Genomic DNA, 19,496 nt, shown 5'->3' on the forward strand with positions numbered 1-19,496 from the left:
GATTCATAGTTAAGACGACGCATGAATTTGCGGGAAATCCTGAGTCATATCATCCCCGGAGAACAGGTCGTCCAGCGAGCTTAGTGTGCCGTCTTCTTCAACTTGATAAACCGACATTTTTTCGCCATTTACCGTCAATTCGATGAAACAGCCCCAGCAATAAAACTGGTGGGAACCGATCTTTCCGATATCTTTGGAGTTGCAGTTTGGACACTTCATATAATACATTCCACCTATCCGTTAACAATATTAATGGCTTTTTGTAGCCGTTCTTCGCTCATCGCAGGAACCATTAATGCATTCTCACCAATGGACATCTCGTCAGAACAAGGCAGCCATTTGCGGCCTTCGATCAAATCAGTGACAAGCCCGTCACTAATTTCCAGCGCTCCTATTGTGTTTCCCAACTTTTGGTCAAAATAAACATCAGATATTCGTCCGAGTATAGTTCCAGTTGTAGTTAGCACTTTCAAATCCTTAAGTTTGTTCTTTCCAAGTAGAAAAGTACAAGGTATATGATCGGCATCTATCTTATCAATCGACTCTTTATTACGAATCATGACAGCATCCTCGCCGTAGGCCACAATATCTTCCCATGCCACAAATTTCACATGGCCACCAAAAAAAGATTTGCTTTCCAGTTCAATACCCGTAATATTCCAGTTTGAATCGAGCAAAATATCGACAATTTTGCCGATTGCGTTACCCTCTTCAACTTCATATACAGCCAAGCCGATCAGATCTTGAAGTTTCATGGCTGCTCGGTCTCCTCACTTTGAGTGTAATTACGAGTTCTCAAAAAGTGAAAGCCCGAATGATCAGGATACCTACCATAGCCTAGAAGTAACTAGTCTCTGATACGCAGCCGATTCAGAATGGTTTCAACTTTTCGAGCAACGTACTCAATTTCTTCAGTAGTATTACCCAAACCCATGCTAAATCGAATCGCTGACCCTAAAATATTTTCTGGAAGCTCCATTGCTCTCAGAACATGGGATATTTCCAGTGATCCTGACGTGCAGGCTGAACCGCTTGCTGCCGCAATCCCGTCCATATCCAGGTTCATCAGCATAACATCTGTTCTAGCTCCCGGGAAGCTCAAATTCAGTATACTTGGCAAAAAATGCTCGGTATTGCCGTTAATTGAATAACTTTCCCGTCCAATCAGCGCATCCAGCTCTTCAAGTAGTCTATTGCGCAGGAGCTGCACTTTTTGTCGACGTTCTGATAGACCTGTAACTGCTATTTCAACAGCCTTGGCAAATCCAGCAGTACCTGCTAAATTTTCTGTTCCGGCTCGTCTGCCGCGCTCCTGAAGGCCACCGTGGAGTCTTGGATGCAGCGGTGCTCCACTCCGCACATAAAGGCCACCGATCCCCCCAGGTCCATTGATTTTGTGAGCTGTAAAGCTCATGTAATCTACCGGAAGCTCCCGCAGTGTGATTTGTAAGGCACCAAGAGCTTGTACAGCATCAACATGGAACAGAATACCCCGCTCTCTGGCAAACTGGCCAATTTCCTGAATCGGCTGAACGGTTCCTACCTCATTGTTGGCATACATTACACTGATTAGCACTGTGTCTTCCTGCACCGCTGCTTCTACATCTGCAACGGATACTCGGCCTGTAGAATCCACAGGAAGATAAGTAACCTTAAAGCCTTCCTTCTCCAGCTCTTCGCAGGTATGTAGCACTGCATGATGCTCTATCGCAGAGGTGATAATATGATTGCCTTTCTGGGCAACAGCAGCAACAGCAGCGACAGCTCCATAGAGTGCTAGATTGTCACTTTCGGTTCCGCCGCCAGTGAACACCCACTCTTCCGGCGAGCAGCCTAAAAAGGCGGCGATAGTATCGCGCGCCCCATTTAATATTTTCTTGGCTGAACGTCCGAACTGATGTACACTGGACGCATTTCCATATTGTTCTGTCATTATATTCAGCATGACCTTGGCCACCTCCGGATGAACCGGGGTTGATGCGGCGTGGTCCAAATAGATGGTTTTCATCATTCATTTCTCCACTTCTAGGGTATAGGAAAACAGTTCGTTTTTAAGAACTATTAAATTATACCGCGCGAGAAGTTAGTTTTCCACAAACTAAAGAACACAATATTGTAATCAATTCCCTGCACAGGCTAAGGTAATGACAGCCAATTCTCTTCAGAGGTAACTTCTATGCCGTTTTTTCTAAGTAAAGCTGCAGTCACGCCGTTCCCAGCGATCTTCTTCCCTTTGAACTCTCCGTTATAAATCATGGTGCTGCCGCAAGAAGGACTGTTTTCCTTGAGGACTACCATCGTAGCTGAAACTTCTTGAGCTTTCTCAAGCGTAATATAAGCCCCTTTTAAATATAGTTCTGTTACATCTATGCCCGATCGGTCCACTACTTTAGCCGTTCCTGCAAGCACAGCCTCACCATCCCCGCCGACAATTTCAGCTGGCTCTCTAGGCGTAGAGAATCCCCCTAATAATTCCGGACACACAGCAATAGCTTGATTGTCATTCAAAAGCTTCTGAATTTTCTCATCCAAACAATCTGTGCCATTATATCTTACCTTCATACCAGCTAAACAAGAGCTTACCAAAATCACCTATATGCACCGCTTTCTTCATTCATTGTGCTTCGTTTATAATAAGATACAACCCTCAACAGCCGTTCAAGCTAAGAAATATTTCGAGCATAACATGCTGCTTACAAGCTGTAAACAAATCCAGCCTCAAAAACGACCGAATGGGAAGTGTATAAAATGTGCGGACGATATACGATAACCGTCACCATGGAAGAGCTGATGGTCAGATATTTTGCGAATGATTCAACCATTATCCACTATGCTCCAACATATAACGCAGCACCCATGCAGCAAATTCCGGCAGTCATTAACACAGGATCCAGCAATAAACTTGGGGAACTGCGCTGGGGTCTGGTTCCTTCATGGGCCAAAGATGACAAAATCGGCAGTAAAATGATTAATGCCCGGGCAGAGTCACTCCTTGAGAAGCCTTCTTTCAAGCGATTAGTAAGCTCCCGCCGCTGCATCATTCCATCTGATGGCTTCTATGAATGGAAGGTTCAGGGCAATAGCAAACAACCCATGCGAATCGTGATGCGCGATGGGGGTATTTTTTCAATGGCCGGATTGTATGATATTTGGATGGACCCTGAAGGTAATAAATTAAGTACCTGCACGATTATAACGACTACCCCAAATGAACTTATGGCTGAAATCCATAACCGTATGCCAGTTATTTTGAAGCCTGAGGATGAGCCAGAATGGCTGAGCCGGGACAATCAGGACGCAACTTCGTTAATAAAGCTTCTTAAACCCTATGATCAGCATCAAATGAGAGCCTATCCGGTTTCCACTGAAGTAGGAAATGTCCGGAATAATACGAAGGAATTAATCAATGAGATATAGAAAACAATATTATTCAAATGGTAGGAATGATTATCACCCTTTTATTGACACTAATTCTGACCTCGTTGTTTATCCATGAAAAAACATCTTAACCCTGCGGATTAACCGCAGAGTTAAGACCAGCGTCGCTCAATATGAATTCTGCGTCCCATCAATTGATGATACATCTGCAGAAATCTGTCCGCATACAGCTCGGAGGACAAGTTAGTCCGGATATGCCATTCCCCATTCATCCTGATTCTGGCCCGCAGTGCCTGATCATCCATCAAGGATAGAGCAGCAACCACAGCTTCATCCAGCTGCCCTCTAGTGTATATTTTTCCAGTGTGATTGTTAATGACGAGTCTACGAACGCCGTCTGAATCTGTAGTAAGTACAGGACAACGGCACAACATCGCCTCAGCAACCGCGTATCCAAACCCTTCCAAAATAGAGGTAGAAAGGAGCAAACCTCCCGAATCACCAATAATACTCATATAATCTGCCATTTGCTCATGAGGAATATTGGAATACGAAATCAACCGTGAAGAAATCCCCGTCTCAGCTACAAATTGATCAAAGCTTTCTTTTTGCTCTGGATCAAACAAAGTATCATCCTGAAAAATCCATAAATAAAGTTCGGGATGGATCGCCAGCAGCCTTTGCCCGATTTGCAGAAATTCCCGCCAATTCTTATTCGTTTGAATGCGTCCTACCCAGCCGAGGATAGGGAAACTTTTCGCGGGATAATTGGTATATCCAAACTGATCGCAATCGATCGGATCATCAAAACAATATTGTGGAATGGTTGGAAATCCGCCTTTGAAAAGCGCCTGCAAATGGGTTGTTTCTGGATACAGCAGTGCATCGGTGAGCCTGTAAATGCGCTCTGTAAAATTATTAACGACCTGCTCAGCTTCATCTAAGGTGCCTAAACCCTGCACTTCAAAAACAAGCGGCCCTTTATACCCGAACCCTCGAATCCGCTCTGCTAAGTTAATATCCGTACACACTACAATTAAGTCAAAAGCTTCACGAGCAAGCATTGCCCTGATCTCGTCATCGCTATTGGTAATATGCGTTTGAATGTTACGGATATTCTGCTGTCCTTTTCCATGGTGTGTATACAGTAAATGGCACTCTACACCGCGAGCATGTAACGCTTGGCAGCGAACTCGGTTCAGGGTTTGCATACCTCCACTCGGGTTATAAAAAGTGAACAAAATCTTCATTATGATCACTCATTCGCAAATTATTTTTAGGTAAAAGAGGTCTTCAACAAATCATACAGATCTGCGCTGCGAAACAGCTCATTATAATAGTGGCCTTTGGTCGATGGGACATGTCTGTGTCGAAATCCAATCAGGCTATGATCATCCGTATAGTAATTGGAAGTCGTATCCCCGCCCGTAGTTACCAAAGCTTCCAGCATGTACTCAATATCGAGCGCTCCTATAAAAACTTTTGGACCTAAAACTATCGTGAATGGAGTGGATAGTTGTTCTATAGCACTGCAAATCGCGTGTGACTCCACAGCTCCAGGCAGCCAGGCGAACGCTGTCGCAGGATGAGGTATGGTTTCCAATAGAGCCGATGGCTGACGCGTAGTTGATAAATCCAACACCCGGCATTCATAATTGCTATACGTTTGTTCGTACAGATTCTCTATCCGCGTTATTTCATCCGCACAAGCATTCACTACAGGATATAGAACGGTAATCATCGCCGGAATTCCTCTGCGAAACCGTGCCTGATGGCGGGTCAAATGATAGGCATATCTCCATCTACGATGATTTTCAACCGAATGTAATTGGGCAGATACACTAAAGGTAGAATCCACACGATAATTCACCAGTTCCACCGGTATAAAGCGAATTTCACAATGTTCAGCCAGTCTCAGCCAGTAATCATAATCCTCCACCGGTTCCATTCCATAAGCTCCAACAAGCTTCGCAATCTGTGCTTTGTACATAAAAGAAACGCCAATAAGCGAGTAATCCAGCAATCTCTCTTTAGGCTGTGACTGATAATTACGCTGAGTAGCTAATTGATGTTCGTTATGAAGAAACCTTCCCTCGTTATCGATGCTTTGAAAAGAACTGTACACGATGCCTAACTCCTGTGGACCTCTAACTAGCGCCCCCCGAAGGATTTCGAGGAAACGGGGTTCATAAACATTGTCGCTGGAAACCCAACTTAGATATTGAATACTAGGCTCACTATACAAAAGATCAAAGCCGGTATTCAGTGCATGTGCTATACCCCTGTTCTGTACGTAAGAGATAACCGTTACCCTTGGATCTTCGACAATAATGGATCTCACGAGCGGTTCCATTTCAGGTGCACCATCGATCACAACAACCAGCCGAAAATTGGTAAAAGATTGGTGTAGAACAGACTGCAGAGCTTGCCGTAAGAACTCCGGCTTTTGGGTATACACAGGCATAACTACTCCTACATCCGCCATGATTTTTTACCTCTCTCTACATTGGAGTATAAAAACAGTATATTTTGATTCCTCCCATCTGACTGTGTGAATGCCCTTAAAATACTTTATTACGCCTAAAAAAGCAGCAATCGCCCTATTTCTTTCAGCGACTGCTGCTTAATGGTCTAAATATTACTATTATACAGGTATAGAAAGAGCGGTAATCTCCGTCATTTCAGATTGAAGCACCCGCTGATCGGTAACTAGATTTCCGAACTCATCCAGCCCATAAACAGAGGTGACTACTTCTGCCAAAGGATAAGGACTACTAATTTGCACCTCGTAAGCCAGATTCCCCCCAATGAAAAACTCTCTAATATCAGAACTCTTTGCAGGAACGAAATAACCTGTGACATAAAGCGGGGTAAGAGCTGGCAAGGAATATGGAACACCGAAGACTTCGACAATCATCATTGCACTCGCATTACTTGTGTTACGAACACTGACCACTACATTACTCGCTGCAGTACCAGTTGCTCTCGTATTCGTAATAAGACCTGTTGTATAAGGCATTTTCTCACTCCTCCTCTTGGTTTCTATCAACTTATTCAACAGCTAGCTTATAGTTGTGAGGCAAGAGGAGGGGTTAACACGTGGAATAATAGCCAAATAGACAGGTATACAGTTCCTTTCCCGCTTTTTTCATAACATAGATTAAAGATGAAAAAGGAGAGGTGACAATGACCAATTTCAATTTTCAGGTCACTACAGGTTTGCCACCAAAGTTTGAACCCTATGTTGCTGTGAATCTGCTTATTCCCGGGATCATGATTGCTGTAGCTGTAGACACTACAACCGGAGTTCCATTAATAGGGATGTATCGCTCGTTAGATGGCGGTGCCAACTGGTCACAAGCTTTACTGCCTCTGCCTCCAGGATTTACAGGGGCCGAAGCACCTGCTGTTGCGTACTCCTTTCCGAATACATTTGCCATTTCTGCACATGCTTTTCCAGGCGCTTCAGACGGAACAACTATATTCTATATTTCCACCAACAATGGTACTAATTTCAGCAGCCCTGTAATTGTAAGTAGCGGGTATGGAACCTACATTAATAATGACGAAACAAATATCACAATCGATGTAGGACAATCTAGCCCATATTTAGGAAATATCTATGTTTCTTACAATCATCAGTTCAATGTAGCTAACGGAGGTAACTCGACAGCTTTTCTTAGTCGATCTCGTGATAATGGAGCCACATGGGACACTCCCATCCTGCTTTCCAGTGAAGCTAATCAGGTAGAACGTCCCGATGTAGCTGTGGATTTGATAGGCAGCGTGTATGGAGCATGGATTACGACAAATCCGGAATTCCGATTTGTGATCAGAACTTCTTTGGATGGTGGAACAACGTTTGGCGCCCCTGTTCTTGTGTCCACGATCGTACCTGTGCCCATAGTCCTGCCCGTTCCCGGCTATGCTTTTCGGGTCTTAACATTTGCGAATATTTCAACCGATCGATCAGTCGGACCCTTTACCAACCGTGTGTATACCATCTGGCAGGATTTCCGCCAAGGGTACTCTGATGTATTCATGTCCATTTCAAACGACAGGGGCATGACTTGGAGCACTCCCGTTAGTATTACCGGTGCACCCGCGGGATCTCAGAACTTTTTTCCTGCGATCGATGTCGACCCTTTGACGGGCGTAGTAAATGTGATCTATTACAGCAATCAGGTTAACGGATTTTTGCTAGATGTATATGTTGCGCGATCCATTAACGGTGGACAGACATTTACCAACACTAGAATAACTAACGTTTCCTTCGATCCGAATGCTGGAGGTACAGGACCTGTAACCTTAATAGGGGATTATATTGATATCACTTCCGTTCCGCCTGGAGGATATATCGGCGTATGGACAGATACTAGTCCGGGAACACAGACTATTTTTGCGGGATATTCCGATGTAGTTATTACTTGATTGGGGCTGGCTGCCCACATCATAAAAAGTCTATTGCCGGGGATTAGGCGATAGGCTTTTTAGTGCAGGTAATGAAAAAGAAAATATTTTCATGAACTTGAACGCTGTTACGCTGAGCTTTCGCATCCGCATCATCGCCGATTCCCACTCTGGCAAGATCCATAGCATACTGGGCTTTGATATTACATATGTTCGATTTTTCAGTTAAAAAACCTTCTCTAATAAAGATCCAAAAGCATAACCAAATTCATATGTATTTCTTACCAGACTCTCCATTCCCTGAACTAATAACGTGACGCCCTTAAGCATTAGAGTAAAAATAAATATCACACCAAACATTCGAAATACTCCCATTCCTTTCTCGTGCCTCCAACGATAATTCTTGCCCATTTTAAAACACCTCATTTTGAGTATTATTATGTTAACTACGTCTCATTACGGGCTCCTATGTATTTCACATCATCCGTATAAAATCTTCTTACTAGAATACTAGATTTGGAACATTATGTATACCAATGCAGAGGTCATCGGGTGATTTCTGCCTTCTCATAAGTAAATAAGCACAAATGTTCGCATATAAAGAATAATAGTGTTAAAATGAAGTTATACTATTCCTAAACTAAAGCCTAAGGAGTCTTGCCAAATGAGTCAAAGAGTTGCCTACAATGAAGTTGCACCTGAGGGTATGAAAATCATGATGGATATGGAGATGTACACCAAAAAATCTACGATTAATCGGACTACAAGAGAACTTATCAAAATCAGAGTTTCTCAAATTAACGGATGTGCTTTCTGCATAGATATGCATACATCCGAAGCTCGTAAAATGGGTGAAACCGAACAACGAATTTATTGTTTAAATGTTTGGGAGGAATGTACTTTTTATACACCTGAAGAGAAGGTTGCTCTCGAACTATCTGAGCATATTACGCTAATCCCTTCCAAAAGAGTTCCTGATGAGCTATATAAACGAGTACGTGAACAATACGATGAGAAGCAATATATTGATCTTGTACTGGTCATTAATCAAATCAACAGTTGGAACAGAATTTCTATTGCAATGGGAAATACACCCGCAGAACAATAATTACCCTCAAAGAACACCTTAGGGTGTTTTTTTTATTCTCCGCTCCGTACGTTCCACGGCTCCGTTGATATATAAATTATCTCATTAAAATGCCCTGCCAGTATAATTACTAGCAAGGCATTTTTTCATGCGATCGCGTTGGGTTAGTTCAATAACAATTGCTGATTTTAGTACTCTCTTTTATTTCCCTTCTTTACGTATTCCCACTCAACCTCAACATTTTTCCTAACTCTTTGCAAGAGTTGAAACAATACTTCCGTTTCTTTTTCAGATAATCCTGCTAACGCAACCAAGTCGGTATGTTCCCCTTCTCTCTTCAGAAAAGAATAGGCTTGTTTACCTTTTTCAGTTGTGAATAACCTTTTTATTTTTTTGTTCGTTTCATCGTCTTTCTTTTCAATAAAACCTTGGATTTCAAGTTTCTGAATCGCACGCGCTGCTGTTGTTCGGTCCACCTTTATCATTTCTGACAGCTTTTCTTGAATAATACCTGGATTCTCATATATCCGGACCAGATATAAATACTGCCCCTTTGTAAGCTCTAATTCCTTGAACTCTATATTACTTATGGAATCTAATGCCCTCGCTATCATTCCAACTTCACGAAGTATCTCCTTCATTCAATCACCTACCAGTTCCAATAATGTTGTATTTACAACAATATTGATTATATATATACTTATAATTGTCGTTAATTCATTATGACGTTTTTCCTAAAAAAAACAAATACAGAATGGAGTAAGCAAGAATGAATCTTAAAAGAATTACACTAATCGAGGAACTTGAAGCTGCATTTTCAATAAGAAAAAAAGTATTTGTTGAGGAACAAGGCGTACCCCTTAATGATGAATTTGATGAATTCGATACGCTGAATGGAGAATGTGAGCATGTTCTCGCCTATTATGATGGGCAACCAGTTGCCACAGGAAGGATCCGCTTTCTTGATGGATTAGGTAAGTTAGAGCGTATTTGCATCCTAGAACCTTATCGTAAATTTGGAATTGGGAAAAGAATTATTTCTGCATTAGAAGAGATCGTGGTTGAAAAGGGGCATCAAAAGGTTAAATTGCACGGGCAAACTCAGGCAGAGGGGTTCTATAAGAAACTTGGTTATCGGGCTTCATCTACTGAATTTATGGAGGATGGCATCCCTCATCTTTTAATGATTAAAGATCTTTCTGCTTCAATAGAATGAAGAAGTTTAGTGTAACTACGTTTTCCATTTTCACTTGCGGAATTTTCATCTTAACCCTAGGCGTTTCACTAACAATAATCTCCGATCTTGGAGCGTCACCTTTTGATGCACTTTTAGTCGGTCTATCCCAAAATGTCGGTCTTACAGTAGGCAGTTGGGAAGTACTGATCGCATGCCTATTGATTGGATGTAATTCATGTTTATCCAAGCAAAGACCAGAATTATTAGGGTTGGTAACTGCATTTATAGCAGGCATTGGTATCGATATGTGGCTTTTTTTGTTAAACAATCTGATCGAGCCTAATCTGTGGATCAGTAAAATCGCCTTTTATGGTTTAGGCTTAATCGCAATTGGATTAGGTACATCCATTTATTTGTACGCAAATTTCGCACCGATTCCAGTGGACCGACTAACATTAGTACTGCAAACGATAACTAGGCTTAGTATACTATTTACTAGAACAATCATTTATCTGGTTTTCTTATTTGCCGCCATTATTTTCAATGGGCCTATTGGGATTGGCACTCTACTTACCATTTGTTTAGGCGGCTTAATTCTTAATTACTTTATGCCACTTATACAGAAAGCCTTGGACCGATTGCTACAACATACAACAGCGGACTCCGCTAAAGAAATATGATATATAGAGCAAACCATAATCTTATCATTGGGAGTGAATAATATGGAGATTAGAATCGATAACTTAACCGGAACCGAAATCATAGCATTGATCAGTGAACATCTGCAGAGCATGTTTGAGCAATCCCCGCCAGAGAGTGTACATGCGTTGAATTTAGATAAATTAAAAACACCTGAAATTACCTTCTGGAGCGCCTGGGAGCAGGGCGAACTCTTAGGTTGCGGTGCTCTTAAAGACCTGGGTAGCCATCATGGTGAAATCAAATCCATGCGTACTTCTACCAAGCATCTTAGGAAGGGCATTGCATCTAAAATGCTTGCCCATATCATTAAGGAAGCTAAGCAACAAGGCTATCGGCGGCTGAGCTTAGAAACCGGATCCACTGAAGGGTTCGAAGCAGCTAGAAAATTATATGAACAATATGGATTTGAATACTGCAGTCCGTTTGCAGATTACATTGAAGACCCCTATAGTGTTTTTATGACGAAAGAATTATAAGCACTATGGAGATGCTAATTTGACTACTAATCAATGGATACCGATTCTCGCAGCGTTCATCGGAGCCTCTTGCTGCTGGATCGCGCTCTTTAATAAGCGTAAGAACAAATAGAATCGCAGATAAAAAAAGACTCCCAAATGGGAGCCTAAACGTTGACACATTTTTTTTTGGAATATCTTTCATTCGAGGACTAAATATAAAACATGTAATTGTCAGCCAAACTCTCTTCTTTGTAGTTAATCAAATCATAAAGTGTTGTGGAATCCAGCACATCGGCAATGCTGTCACGAATACGCAACCATAAATCCCGTTTCGCTGCATCGTCCTCTTCCGTGAAGTCTACAGGAGAGATAGGGCCCTCCAGCACACGGATGATATCACCGGCAGTGATAGCGTTCGCCTCACGCGACAAAATGTATCCGCCATATGCTCCACGAATACTTTTTACAAGCCCTGCATTGCGCAGAGGAGCAATTAGTTGCTCCAGATAATGCTCGGAAAGACCATTTTTCTCAGCGATACTCTTAAGTGAAGTTGGTCCTTCACCAAATTTCAGTGCAAGCTCCATCATAATTGTTAGTCCGTAACGACCTTTGGTTGATATTTTCAAAGGGGCACCTCTTTCAGTTTAATGTCTGATTATTGTATACTATTGATTCGGCAAGTCATTTTGATTGTCATATCAAGGTATTCCGATAATTACTCTCAGTTTATGTTATCATATCCGAAGTCACAAATGAAATGGTAAACGAAACATTTTACGAGAATGTTCACCCCAGGTGGACATTTTGTTGTTTCCAGTCTCTTATTTCAGAGGTTTAGAGTAGACAGGTATGTTATAATACATTTTGAGCCGGGTGTTCCATGAATGACCGGTATTTTGGGTACAGAAATGGTGATTACGATGACAAAAGCAAAACAAGACACCCGTGTCGTCGTCGGCATGTCCGGAGGGGTCGATTCCTCCGTCACGGCGCTTCTGCTCAAGCAGCAGGGCTATGACGTCATCGGCATCTTCATGAAGAACTGGGACGATACCGACGAATTCGGAGTATGTACGGCCGAAAGCGATGCAGAGGATGTTCGCCGCGTATGCGAGCAGATTGATATTCCTTACTATACCGTTAATTTCGAGAAGGAATACTTTGATAAGGTATTTTCTTATTTTCTCGATGAATATAAGGCCGGCCGGACGCCAAATCCTGACGTCATGTGCAACCGCGAGATTAAGTTTGGAGAATTTTTGAACAAAGCTCTTCAGCTTGGTGCCGATTATGTCGCAACTGGACATTACGCACGTGTTATAGAAGAAGATGGTGTGTACAAGCTGCTCCGCGGCGTAGACAACAATAAGGATCAAACCTATTTCCTGAATGCACTGGGGCAACATCAACTCTCTAAAACAATGTTCCCTATTGGACATCTGCCGAAACCTGAAGTGCGGAGAATTGCTGAAGAAGCAGGACTTTACACTGCCAAGAAAAAAGATAGCACAGGCGTCTGCTTTATCGGCGAGCGCAACTTCCGCGAATTCCTCAGTCAATATCTCCCGGCACAAGCTGGCGATATGGTTGACATAGTAACTGGAGAGATCAAAGGCCGCCACGACGGACTTATGTATTACACGTTAGGCCAACGCCAAGGCCTTGGTATTGGTGGCTCTGGCAACGGCGAACCGTGGTTTGTAGCTGAGAAAGACCTTAGCCGCAACATTCTTTATGTAGTACAAGGAGACAAGCACCATAGCCTGTACTCCACTAGCCTGATTGCTTCCGGTGTTAACTGGATTGACGGTCAAGAGCTTGGGCAAGAGCCGCTGAAATGCACCGCCAAATTCCGGTATCGCCAGCCAGATCAAGGCGTGACCCTTACAGCGCGTGAAGATGGAACAATAACTGTAGCCTTTGATGTTCCACAAAAAGCTATCACACCTGGTCAAGCCGTTGTCTTCTATCTCGGCGAACAATGTCTCGGCGGCGGAACGATAGAATATGCGGAGAAGGTTGTTCCTTCAGCACAAGTGTGAATTTAAACCAAGCTTCTATAAAAGCTTGATCTACAAGTAATCGTAGTAACTCACAATATCTAACAAACGTACCAAAGCACGAAATAGTTGTATTTAATACAGCTATTTCGTGCTTTTTTATTTCTTTTTGGGTTTTAGTTGTATATTGTACAGTTAAACTGAGCTTATACCTCAATAAATACCCATATACTGATAAATAGTTGTATGAAGTGCAACTAAATTACGTTGGCGCGGCTAGGGTGTATTTTAGTTGTAAAAAATACAATTAAAATGGATATGAAGCCACATTTAGTCGCAGTCGCTAACTAGCCAATTACTAAAAAAAGCCCCAGCCAAATGGCTAGGGCTTCCCTTATTTAGACTTTAAGGCTCAAGTCCCCATGCTAGATCACCATTCAAATACAATGGCACATGATTCCATTCCGTGTACGATGTTTTGGCAGGATCATAAGAGTAGTCTCCAACCTCGTTGTAATTGCTCCAATCCGTTTTGTTGACCCGGATCTGGATATCACCCGTGTTGGCTCCCGGTGCAAGACTGCCTGCACCTGCGCCGAAGGAGATTTCTAAATAATAATCCGCTCCAGTTTTGGCAGGGTCCACCTTCACGAATGTTCCCTGTATATTACTTCCACCGATGTTAGCATAGTCAACATTAAATTGTTGAGGTTTATCGCCATCAATCGTGTAATAATACCGCAGCTTTACATCGCTAAGCGCTACAGCCGTATCCCCATTGTTAACAATTTGCAGCTGCGGGCGGAACTGATTATCTCCCGGATTGGTATCACTTGTCCGGTATTTCACCAGCAAATCTCCTTGTACCGGAATCGGCACATCAATAGGCTTGGCGTGAACCTCAAGCGAATTTGGGCTCTCTCCAACCACGTTGGAAGCACTAACTACGTAGTAGTAATCCGTACCGTTAACCACTGAAGCGTCATTGTAAGTCGCCTGAGTGACAACAGCCACATCGCTGTAAGGGCCACCAGTTGTCGCAGCTCTTTTCACAGTGTAGCTAGTAGCTCCAGTTACGTTGTTCCAACTAAGATCTACAACTTTGTTACCAGCGACCACACTTGGTTTGGAAGGTGCTTTTGGAGCTACTGGCTCAGTAGGCACACTGCTGTTGATCAGTCGATCGTATTCAGCATAAGCAGTTGCCATATCTACTTGCGACCAGAAGCGATGGTAGGTAAATTCAGGGGCTCCATTGTCCCAAGTTTTAGTCACTTTATTAAAAGAAGTATTGTATTTGTCCAGCAAATATTGCCACTTGGAGTCATTCACGATATTTGGACGGATATCGGTATAGCTTGCGTATACCCCGTTTCCGCCTTTAGCTGGATCGGAAGGCACTGTAGATGAACCAGGGATCGTATTTCCTTGGCCGAATGTACCTGTCCAACCGCTTGGGAAATAGACTTCTTTAGTGAAATAGCGAGAATAATCTCCACGGCTTTCGGTAGTTGCAATACCAACTCCATCGTTATAACCCCATGCCGTGTCTAACAAAGATTTAGCCAGTACCTGAGCCTCTCCTCCCAGAGTACTGTAGCTGCCATGTTCAGCTTTGGTGCCAGCCGCATAGAAGGTAAGTGCCTTAATATAGCTGCCCAGTACACCTGTATCTTGGCTTGGACTCTTAGTTACGGCTTTCAGGTTACTGTTTGCTGCAGAACCACTGAAGCCATTCCACGTATTAGGTTGTCCTGTCCATTCCACATTACCTGGAATCCAGAACTCTCCTGGTGCAGAGACTGTTGCCACTTGTGGGTTGTCTCCTCCAAGAATTCGATTACCTTGACTGTTCAGGTAGTAACCTTCAGCATCCGTAACTGGACGTTTGTTGGCAAAGGCATAATCTTTAGACCAATCTACCCAATTTTCTATAACTTGTTTTGCCATTTGAAAGTTTTCAGATGTAGTGTCTCCGTTAGAAGCAAGGATATAGTACAGCTCTGCTACCCGCTCCACACTCCATGCCTGCATCCCGAACCAGTTATTGGATGGAGGATCGTGGTAGACTGGAGCTTCGTCATATGCCATGCCATAAAAAGTACTGGTTCCGGCTGGATAAGCCTTGTAGGCGCCTTGATAACTATTGGTCGCTCCTCCGGCAATTGCCCCTTCAGAGGACTGCAGCCAAGTATAGAATTCCAATTGACGTTTCAGAGAATTTTCCCAATCCTGTCCAGCTGTAGCTGATGACGGGATCAGACCACCATCCGAATCAGAAAGTGCGTAGGCAGCCACGACATTCTGATACCCTTGGTGGGCATGGCTCGCCCCGATTCTCCAAGCCCAGTTTCCTGTAGCTCCAAGTCCACCGCCCCATGCGGTATACCAAGCCAGAAGATATTGATTGGAATCTTTGCCAGTCCCGGCATCAGGTGTGCCGTCAGTAGCTGCACTTCCTACTTTTTGGAAGTATTTATCATACATACCGTACCGCAGGAAATCGCCCATTTTCTTAGCTTTATTCAAATACACTGTATTGTTGTAGCCGAGCTCTTTAGCCCAGTACATTGCTTGTACTGCCCGTGCATCGGCATCTGTAGCATTCGTGTAACGCCATTGAGCGGAAGGCACGTTAGCTTCTTTTGTGAACAGGCTCATGAAGCCTTCGTTTGCTTTTCCGAACGTTTTGTCATCTTGAGACGGGTGAGGGACCGCCTCCCAAACGGACTCTTGTTCACCCCGTTGGAATGTATTCACATAAGCGGCTGTATGCGTAGGATTCAGCAAGTTGCCGAAGCCGTACCAGTTGTCCACGTCTACCAGCCAGTGCATCAAGTAGGTCTGGTTGTTGCCATACGTCGCCTTCAATTCAGCATCTAGCGGATCTTTACCTGCTGCATACTGGCCACCTAGCTGACTTGGATACTGATCCGGCTGAGCATGCTCCGCTGCATACGTTTCGGGCTGTTCGGATTGTAATAACTCATGGTTGGCTGCTCTTCCTTGCCATCACCTTCGTTAATAGGGATGATATACTTCTCCATGTTGTCCCAAGCTGATTCCAGCTTAGTCCAGTCCCCTGTGTGATAACCATAGAGTACCTCAAGCCACATCCAATAACTGTAAGCTTCTGAGGTCGTCATATGTCCGTAATCAGGGGCTTCACTCATCAAGGTCTCTACCGCATGATAAGGTACTCCTTCAGCAGAGAAATAACCATTTGCGGGGTCTTTTAGCTGCGCATATAATTGCAGAAATCGCGTCTGCTCCGTAGTAGAAGCGTGAGCAGTCTGAGGTCTAAAATTAAATAGACCGGTCATGAGTGAGAGAAACAGGACTGCGGCCATCATTACAGAAACAGGCTTCTTTATTAAGCTCAATTTCATCATCTTAGGCAAGCTCCCTCTCTTGGATATATTTATGGTTCTAAGCCCCATACAAGTGTTTCACCTTGATAAAGTGTAACTTTATTCCAATCGGCAAATGTCTGCTGAACCGCGCTGTAGGAATAATCATCCGTTTCATTGTAAGCCGTCCAGTCCGTCTTATTGGTGCGAGCCTGAATCTCGCCGCTATCTCCACCAGGCGCTACGCTTCCAGCCCCTGCACCAAAAGAAATCTCCAGATAATAATCCGCGCCCGTACTGGCGGGATTCAGCTTAACAAAACTGCCGCTTAAATTACCACTGCCCACTACAGCATAATCACAATGAAACTGTTGTGGTTTATCCCCATCCACAGTGAAATAATAACGCAGCTTCAAGCCGCTAAGTGCCACAGACTCGGTTCCTGTATTCATAATTCGGAACTGAGGGCGCAGCTGTCCATCACTGGCATTCGTATCATTCGTACGATATTGCACCTTCAAATTCCCCGTTGTGGGCTGTGTTGTTTCTTGGGGTTTGGCACTAACCTGTATAGATGGCAAGCTCTCCCCTACACTATTCGTGGCAGTGATCACATAATAATAAGTGGTTCCGTTCACCCGTCCACTATCCATGTAATCCGTTCCCATGACATTCTCAAGCACCGTATACGGGCCTCCACTCACTTCACTGCGTTTAACGGTATATTCACTAACCCCGCTAATGGCATTCCAAGTCAAATGGACAGTCCCATTACCTGCTACTGCCTGAACATTAGTCGGACGTGCAGGGACTTGAGGTTCTCCAGGTTGTCCACCACCCGCTGGAAGTTCTCCATACATGTGCACACCTGCATCAAACACCGGAATGTTCGCTGTTTTAACAGGAGTTGCTCCTTGAGCTGCCACACCTTGGAATGAAAAATCATTAGCATTATTCCAGAAGTTAGTGTTCAGCGGGGCTGCAATTCGGAATTGAATCTCCTTACGATGAGCAGATTGTCCACCCGGATAAATTAAAGTACCTGTAAAATCAACCTTAGTATAGTAGATATGGTTAGCTGCATCGTAAGGCTGAAGTGCAGACACCGTTCCACCCTGATTGTAGCCTCCCGCCGTAACCGTAATATCCTCAGGAGCATAACCAGCCGCTATCGCTTCACTAAGATCCACATAGTAGTTAAAAGACATCTCTTTACTGGCCCGTGCCGGCCAGCCCGTACGGTTATTCAGCAATGCTCGAATCTCTACGAAGTTGCTGCCACTAGCATTCACAGAGGCTTCGACAAACATCTCATCTTCACGTGTCTCTGCAGGTGGAAATTGTGCAAGCGGCTGTTGCCCTTGTCCATGCAGCAGCACCATTTTTGCAATAGCTCCTGTAAAAGCTGCATTGTAATCGGTTGCAACTTCATTCGAGACATAATCGTTAATGGAGTCGGTGTAGCTGTCTGTTTTGGACGGGCCTCCAACTAGCGCTCCGTACAAGACATGGCGATGATTTACCGGAACGGTCTGACTATCATTCCATGATCCATGTGAGGTTCGATGATGGGGATGCTGAGGAGAATTATTACCATAACCGATAACATAACTGCTGTTTCGTGGATTGTCGCCAAGCATATACGTAATTTGTCTCTCCGCGAAAGAACGCGCCGTATCTTTCTTCACCGGATCGCTCACCCAGTCCGAGTAAACGAAGGCCATAAAAGCCTGATTGGCTGCATAACGCAATGCGCCCCATTGATCCAGATGGGCTAGTCCGCCAGGTGTATAGGCAACACGGTCACTTGTTCCACCCACTCCAGTCGTCCAATACTGCATATTCCGTTCAGTGGATTGAATGAACTTGGTCTGCCCGGTGATTCGTGCCAACAGTAATTGAGCGCCATAATGCTTGTCGTCCCAAGACTGCGTCCACTGATAACCCCAGTTTCCAGCCTGATTCGTTCCCCATTGATCACTTGCTGCAATAGCCTTATTGAGATACTGCTGATCGTTAGTCGCCAAATACAACCAGACAGCCCCCCAGCTCAATTCATCCGCATAACCGCTCCAAGAATTATAATATTGTTTGGCATCGGTAATGCTATCGGAATAGGAGCCGCGGTAAGTGTCAGCAAAATTGTAAAGCTGTTTAGCATGCAGCAGCAGCTTGTCCGCATATACGGCATCCGTATCCCTGAAAATAATGGATGCTGAAGCTAACGCTGCAGCTGTTTCTGCGGCAAGATCTGATCCGGGATGAGTGGCATCAATTTTGTAGGAAGGTCTCTGCATCTGCATGACTTCTGCGGGTCCCCACCAATTATGATCGGTTGTTCCGTTACCAACTTGTCCCCACAGCTCGTTAGGAGCGGTATGAGCTTTTACAAAATAATCGGTTGCCCAGCGAATATTGTCTAATATTTCCTCCAGCTGCCCAGACCCCTCATATCCTTGCTTGTACTCATAAACCGACCACGCCAGCATCGTCGTAGAATAAGCCATAGGCAGACCGAATTTAACGTGATCACCGGCATCATACCAACCACCAGTCAGATCATGTCCCACATCCGCCCCGTCCAAAAGACCGGAATCGCCCCGCCATTCCACCCGATTGTTATCTGGCAATTCACCAGACCGCTGGGTTTCGTAGAAATAAATAGATTTTTGAAGAACCTCCGCATAGTTATAGTCTCCGGCCGCCGCCTCTGCTATCGCCGGTTGAAATGCAGCATTTGAACAAAATGTAAGCGCAAACAACAAACTGAACACCAGTCCTTGTTTCCTATACCTCTTGATCATTTCTACTGCCCCTCTCTTCAGTGAATGCCACAAGAAAGATTACACCTCAGTCCCGTAACACCTCCCTCACTTGAATCAGGTACCCGTCATTGCGATCATCCACTCACCTCTCTCTAAGAGCTATATT

18 protein-coding genes and 1 pseudogene are annotated in these 19,496 nt (G+C 44.0%); 7 read left to right on the plus strand and 12 right to left on the minus strand.

Features of this window, described 5'->3' with window-relative positions; genetic code table 11:
* Positions 1-9: 9 nt before the first annotated feature.
* The 4 genes from MHH86_RS23840 to MHH86_RS23855 form a co-directional block, all read right to left on the minus strand.
* Positions 10-219, minus strand: coding sequence for a hypothetical protein (locus MHH86_RS23840; protein WP_036677557.1), 210 nt, complete (start codon positions 217-219; stop codon positions 10-12).
* Positions 220-233: 14 nt separating this feature from the next.
* Positions 234-755 carry a PRC-barrel domain-containing protein gene (locus MHH86_RS23845; RefSeq protein ID WP_038572961.1) on the minus strand — a complete coding sequence of 174 codons (522 nt, stop codon included), beginning with the start codon at positions 753-755 and terminating at the stop codon, positions 234-236.
* 92 nt (positions 756-847) lie between these two features.
* Entirely contained in the window at positions 848-2,008 is a 1,161-nt protein-coding gene (locus MHH86_RS23850) for a cysteine desulfurase family protein (RefSeq protein ID WP_076098997.1), read from the minus strand.
* A gap of 128 nt (positions 2,009-2,136) precedes the next feature.
* Positions 2,137-2,592: a DUF523 domain-containing protein gene (locus tag MHH86_RS23855; RefSeq protein WP_076098996.1), complete on the minus strand. Its 456-nt coding sequence runs from the start codon at positions 2,590-2,592 to the stop codon at positions 2,137-2,139.
* Between the two features lie 156 nt (positions 2,593-2,748).
* On the opposite strand from MHH86_RS23855, the gene MHH86_RS23860 reads away from it, so the two are divergent.
* Positions 2,749-3,417, plus strand: coding sequence for an SOS response-associated peptidase (locus MHH86_RS23860; protein WP_076316941.1), 669 nt, complete (start codon positions 2,749-2,751; stop codon positions 3,415-3,417).
* A gap of 113 nt (positions 3,418-3,530) precedes the next feature.
* On the opposite strand, the gene MHH86_RS23865 is transcribed toward MHH86_RS23860, so the two are convergent.
* The 3 genes from MHH86_RS23865 to MHH86_RS23875 form a co-directional block, all read right to left on the minus strand.
* Positions 3,531-4,628, minus strand: a complete 1,098-nt coding sequence (locus tag MHH86_RS23865; protein WP_076316940.1) for a glycosyltransferase family 4 protein — start codon at positions 4,626-4,628, stop codon at positions 3,531-3,533.
* Positions 4,629-4,654: 26 nt separating this feature from the next.
* Positions 4,655-5,863: a glycosyltransferase gene (locus tag MHH86_RS23870; protein ID WP_036677575.1), complete on the minus strand. Its 1,209-nt coding sequence runs from the start codon at positions 5,861-5,863 to the stop codon at positions 4,655-4,657.
* Positions 5,864-6,022: 159 nt separating this feature from the next.
* On the minus strand, positions 6,023-6,397 hold the full coding sequence (locus MHH86_RS23875; protein WP_036677578.1) for a hypothetical protein: 375 nt from the start codon (positions 6,395-6,397) through the stop codon (positions 6,023-6,025).
* Positions 6,398-6,564: 167 nt separating this feature from the next.
* On the opposite strand from MHH86_RS23875, the gene MHH86_RS23880 reads away from it, so the two are divergent.
* Positions 6,565-7,809, plus strand: coding sequence for a sialidase family protein (locus tag MHH86_RS23880; RefSeq protein ID WP_051490984.1), 1,245 nt, complete (start codon positions 6,565-6,567; stop codon positions 7,807-7,809).
* A 204-nt stretch (positions 7,810-8,013) separates the two neighbouring features.
* Here MHH86_RS23880 and MHH86_RS23885 read toward each other — a convergent pair whose 3' ends face one another.
* Positions 8,014-8,163, minus strand: coding sequence for a hypothetical protein (locus tag MHH86_RS23885; RefSeq protein ID WP_155288181.1), 150 nt, complete (start codon positions 8,161-8,163; stop codon positions 8,014-8,016).
* A gap of 289 nt (positions 8,164-8,452) precedes the next feature.
* Between MHH86_RS23885 and MHH86_RS23890 the strand changes: the two genes are divergently transcribed.
* Positions 8,453-8,896, plus strand: coding sequence for a carboxymuconolactone decarboxylase family protein (locus MHH86_RS23890; RefSeq protein ID WP_036677583.1), 444 nt, complete (start codon positions 8,453-8,455; stop codon positions 8,894-8,896).
* Between the two features lie 167 nt (positions 8,897-9,063).
* Here MHH86_RS23890 and MHH86_RS23895 read toward each other — a convergent pair whose 3' ends face one another.
* A complete protein-coding gene (locus MHH86_RS23895) occupies positions 9,064-9,516 on the minus strand; it encodes a MarR family transcriptional regulator (RefSeq protein WP_036677586.1) in 453 nt (150 codons plus the stop codon).
* A gap of 128 nt (positions 9,517-9,644) precedes the next feature.
* On the opposite strand from MHH86_RS23895, the gene MHH86_RS23900 reads away from it, so the two are divergent.
* Genes MHH86_RS23900 through MHH86_RS23910 form a run of 3 tightly spaced genes read left to right on the plus strand, consistent with a single transcriptional unit; the run spans position 9,645 to position 11,230 of the window.
* The gene (locus MHH86_RS23900) at positions 9,645-10,091 is read left to right on the plus strand and encodes a GNAT family N-acetyltransferase (protein ID WP_036677591.1); all 447 of its coding nucleotides are present in this window, start codon (positions 9,645-9,647) and stop codon (positions 10,089-10,091) included.
* Positions 10,088-10,732 carry a YitT family protein gene (locus MHH86_RS23905; protein WP_036677593.1) on the plus strand — a complete coding sequence of 215 codons (645 nt, stop codon included), beginning with the start codon at positions 10,088-10,090 and terminating at the stop codon, positions 10,730-10,732. The genes MHH86_RS23900 and MHH86_RS23905 overlap by 4 nt, the downstream gene beginning before the upstream one ends.
* 42 nt (positions 10,733-10,774) lie before the next feature.
* Positions 10,775-11,230, plus strand: a complete 456-nt coding sequence (locus MHH86_RS23910; RefSeq protein ID WP_036677596.1) for a GNAT family N-acetyltransferase — start codon at positions 10,775-10,777, stop codon at positions 11,228-11,230.
* A gap of 191 nt (positions 11,231-11,421) precedes the next feature.
* Here MHH86_RS23910 and MHH86_RS23915 read toward each other — a convergent pair whose 3' ends face one another.
* Complete coding sequence (locus MHH86_RS23915) at positions 11,422-11,841, minus strand: Rrf2 family transcriptional regulator (RefSeq protein WP_036677599.1); 420 nt, start codon at positions 11,839-11,841, stop codon at positions 11,422-11,424.
* Positions 11,842-12,135: 294 nt separating this feature from the next.
* On the opposite strand from MHH86_RS23915, the gene mnmA reads away from it, so the two are divergent.
* Positions 12,136-13,257 carry a tRNA 2-thiouridine(34) synthase MnmA gene (gene mnmA / locus MHH86_RS23920; protein ID WP_036677701.1) on the plus strand — a complete coding sequence of 374 codons (1,122 nt, stop codon included), beginning with the start codon at positions 12,136-12,138 and terminating at the stop codon, positions 13,255-13,257.
* 363 nt (positions 13,258-13,620) lie between these two features.
* Here the strand turns inward: mnmA and MHH86_RS23925 are convergent.
* Together MHH86_RS23925 and MHH86_RS23930 are read right to left on the minus strand one after the other, a co-directional pair.
* Positions 13,621-16,604, minus strand: a pseudogene (locus MHH86_RS23925) (glycoside hydrolase family 48 protein).
* Between the two features lie 32 nt (positions 16,605-16,636).
* The gene (locus tag MHH86_RS23930) at positions 16,637-19,369 is read right to left on the minus strand and encodes a glycoside hydrolase family 9 protein (protein ID WP_036677605.1); all 2,733 of its coding nucleotides are present in this window, start codon (positions 19,367-19,369) and stop codon (positions 16,637-16,639) included.
* Between the last annotated feature and the right edge of the window lie 127 nt (positions 19,370-19,496).

The organism is Paenibacillus sp. FSL F4-0097, from assembly GCF_038593125.1.
GTDB classification, from domain to species: Bacteria; Bacillota; Bacilli; order Paenibacillales; family Paenibacillaceae; genus Paenibacillus_AQ; species Paenibacillus_AQ odorifer.

What these genes read in the sequence shown, in the direction of transcription:
- MHH86_RS23900 (WP_036677591.1), top strand. Translation starts at nt 9,645, where the DNA reads ATGAATCTTAAAAGAATTACACTAATCGAGGAACTTGAAGCTGCATTT.
- MHH86_RS23910 (WP_036677596.1), top strand. Translation starts at nt 10,775, where the DNA reads ATGGAGATTAGAATCGATAACTTAACCGGAACCGAAATCATAGCATTG.
- MHH86_RS23865 (WP_076316940.1), bottom strand. Translation starts at nt 4,628, where the DNA reads ATGAAGATTTTGTTCACTTTTTATAACCCGAGTGGAGGTATGCAAACC.
- MHH86_RS23885 (WP_155288181.1), bottom strand. Translation starts at nt 8,163, where the DNA reads ATGGGAGTATTTCGAATGTTTGGTGTGATATTTATTTTTACTCTAATG.
- MHH86_RS23880 (WP_051490984.1), top strand. Translation starts at nt 6,565, where the DNA reads ATGACCAATTTCAATTTTCAGGTCACTACAGGTTTGCCACCAAAGTTT.
- MHH86_RS23895 (WP_036677586.1), bottom strand. Translation starts at nt 9,516, where the DNA reads ATGAAGGAGATACTTCGTGAAGTTGGAATGATAGCGAGGGCATTAGAT.
- mnmA (WP_036677701.1), top strand. Translation starts at nt 12,136, where the DNA reads ATGACAAAAGCAAAACAAGACACCCGTGTCGTCGTCGGCATGTCCGGA.
- MHH86_RS23905 (WP_036677593.1), top strand. Translation starts at nt 10,088, where the DNA reads ATGAAGAAGTTTAGTGTAACTACGTTTTCCATTTTCACTTGCGGAATT.
- MHH86_RS23875 (WP_036677578.1), bottom strand. Translation starts at nt 6,397, where the DNA reads ATGCCTTATACAACAGGTCTTATTACGAATACGAGAGCAACTGGTACT.
- MHH86_RS23870 (WP_036677575.1), bottom strand. Translation starts at nt 5,863, where the DNA reads ATGGCGGATGTAGGAGTAGTTATGCCTGTGTATACCCAAAAGCCGGAG.
- MHH86_RS23890 (WP_036677583.1), top strand. Translation starts at nt 8,453, where the DNA reads ATGAGTCAAAGAGTTGCCTACAATGAAGTTGCACCTGAGGGTATGAAA.
- MHH86_RS23840 (WP_036677557.1), bottom strand. Translation starts at nt 219, where the DNA reads ATGAAGTGTCCAAACTGCAACTCCAAAGATATCGGAAAGATCGGTTCC.
- MHH86_RS23845 (WP_038572961.1), bottom strand. Translation starts at nt 755, where the DNA reads ATGAAACTTCAAGATCTGATCGGCTTGGCTGTATATGAAGTTGAAGAG.
- MHH86_RS23860 (WP_076316941.1), top strand. Translation starts at nt 2,749, where the DNA reads ATGTGCGGACGATATACGATAACCGTCACCATGGAAGAGCTGATGGTC.
- MHH86_RS23850 (WP_076098997.1), bottom strand. Translation starts at nt 2,008, where the DNA reads ATGAAAACCATCTATTTGGACCACGCCGCATCAACCCCGGTTCATCCG.
- MHH86_RS23930 (WP_036677605.1), bottom strand. Translation starts at nt 19,369, where the DNA reads ATGATCAAGAGGTATAGGAAACAAGGACTGGTGTTCAGTTTGTTGTTT.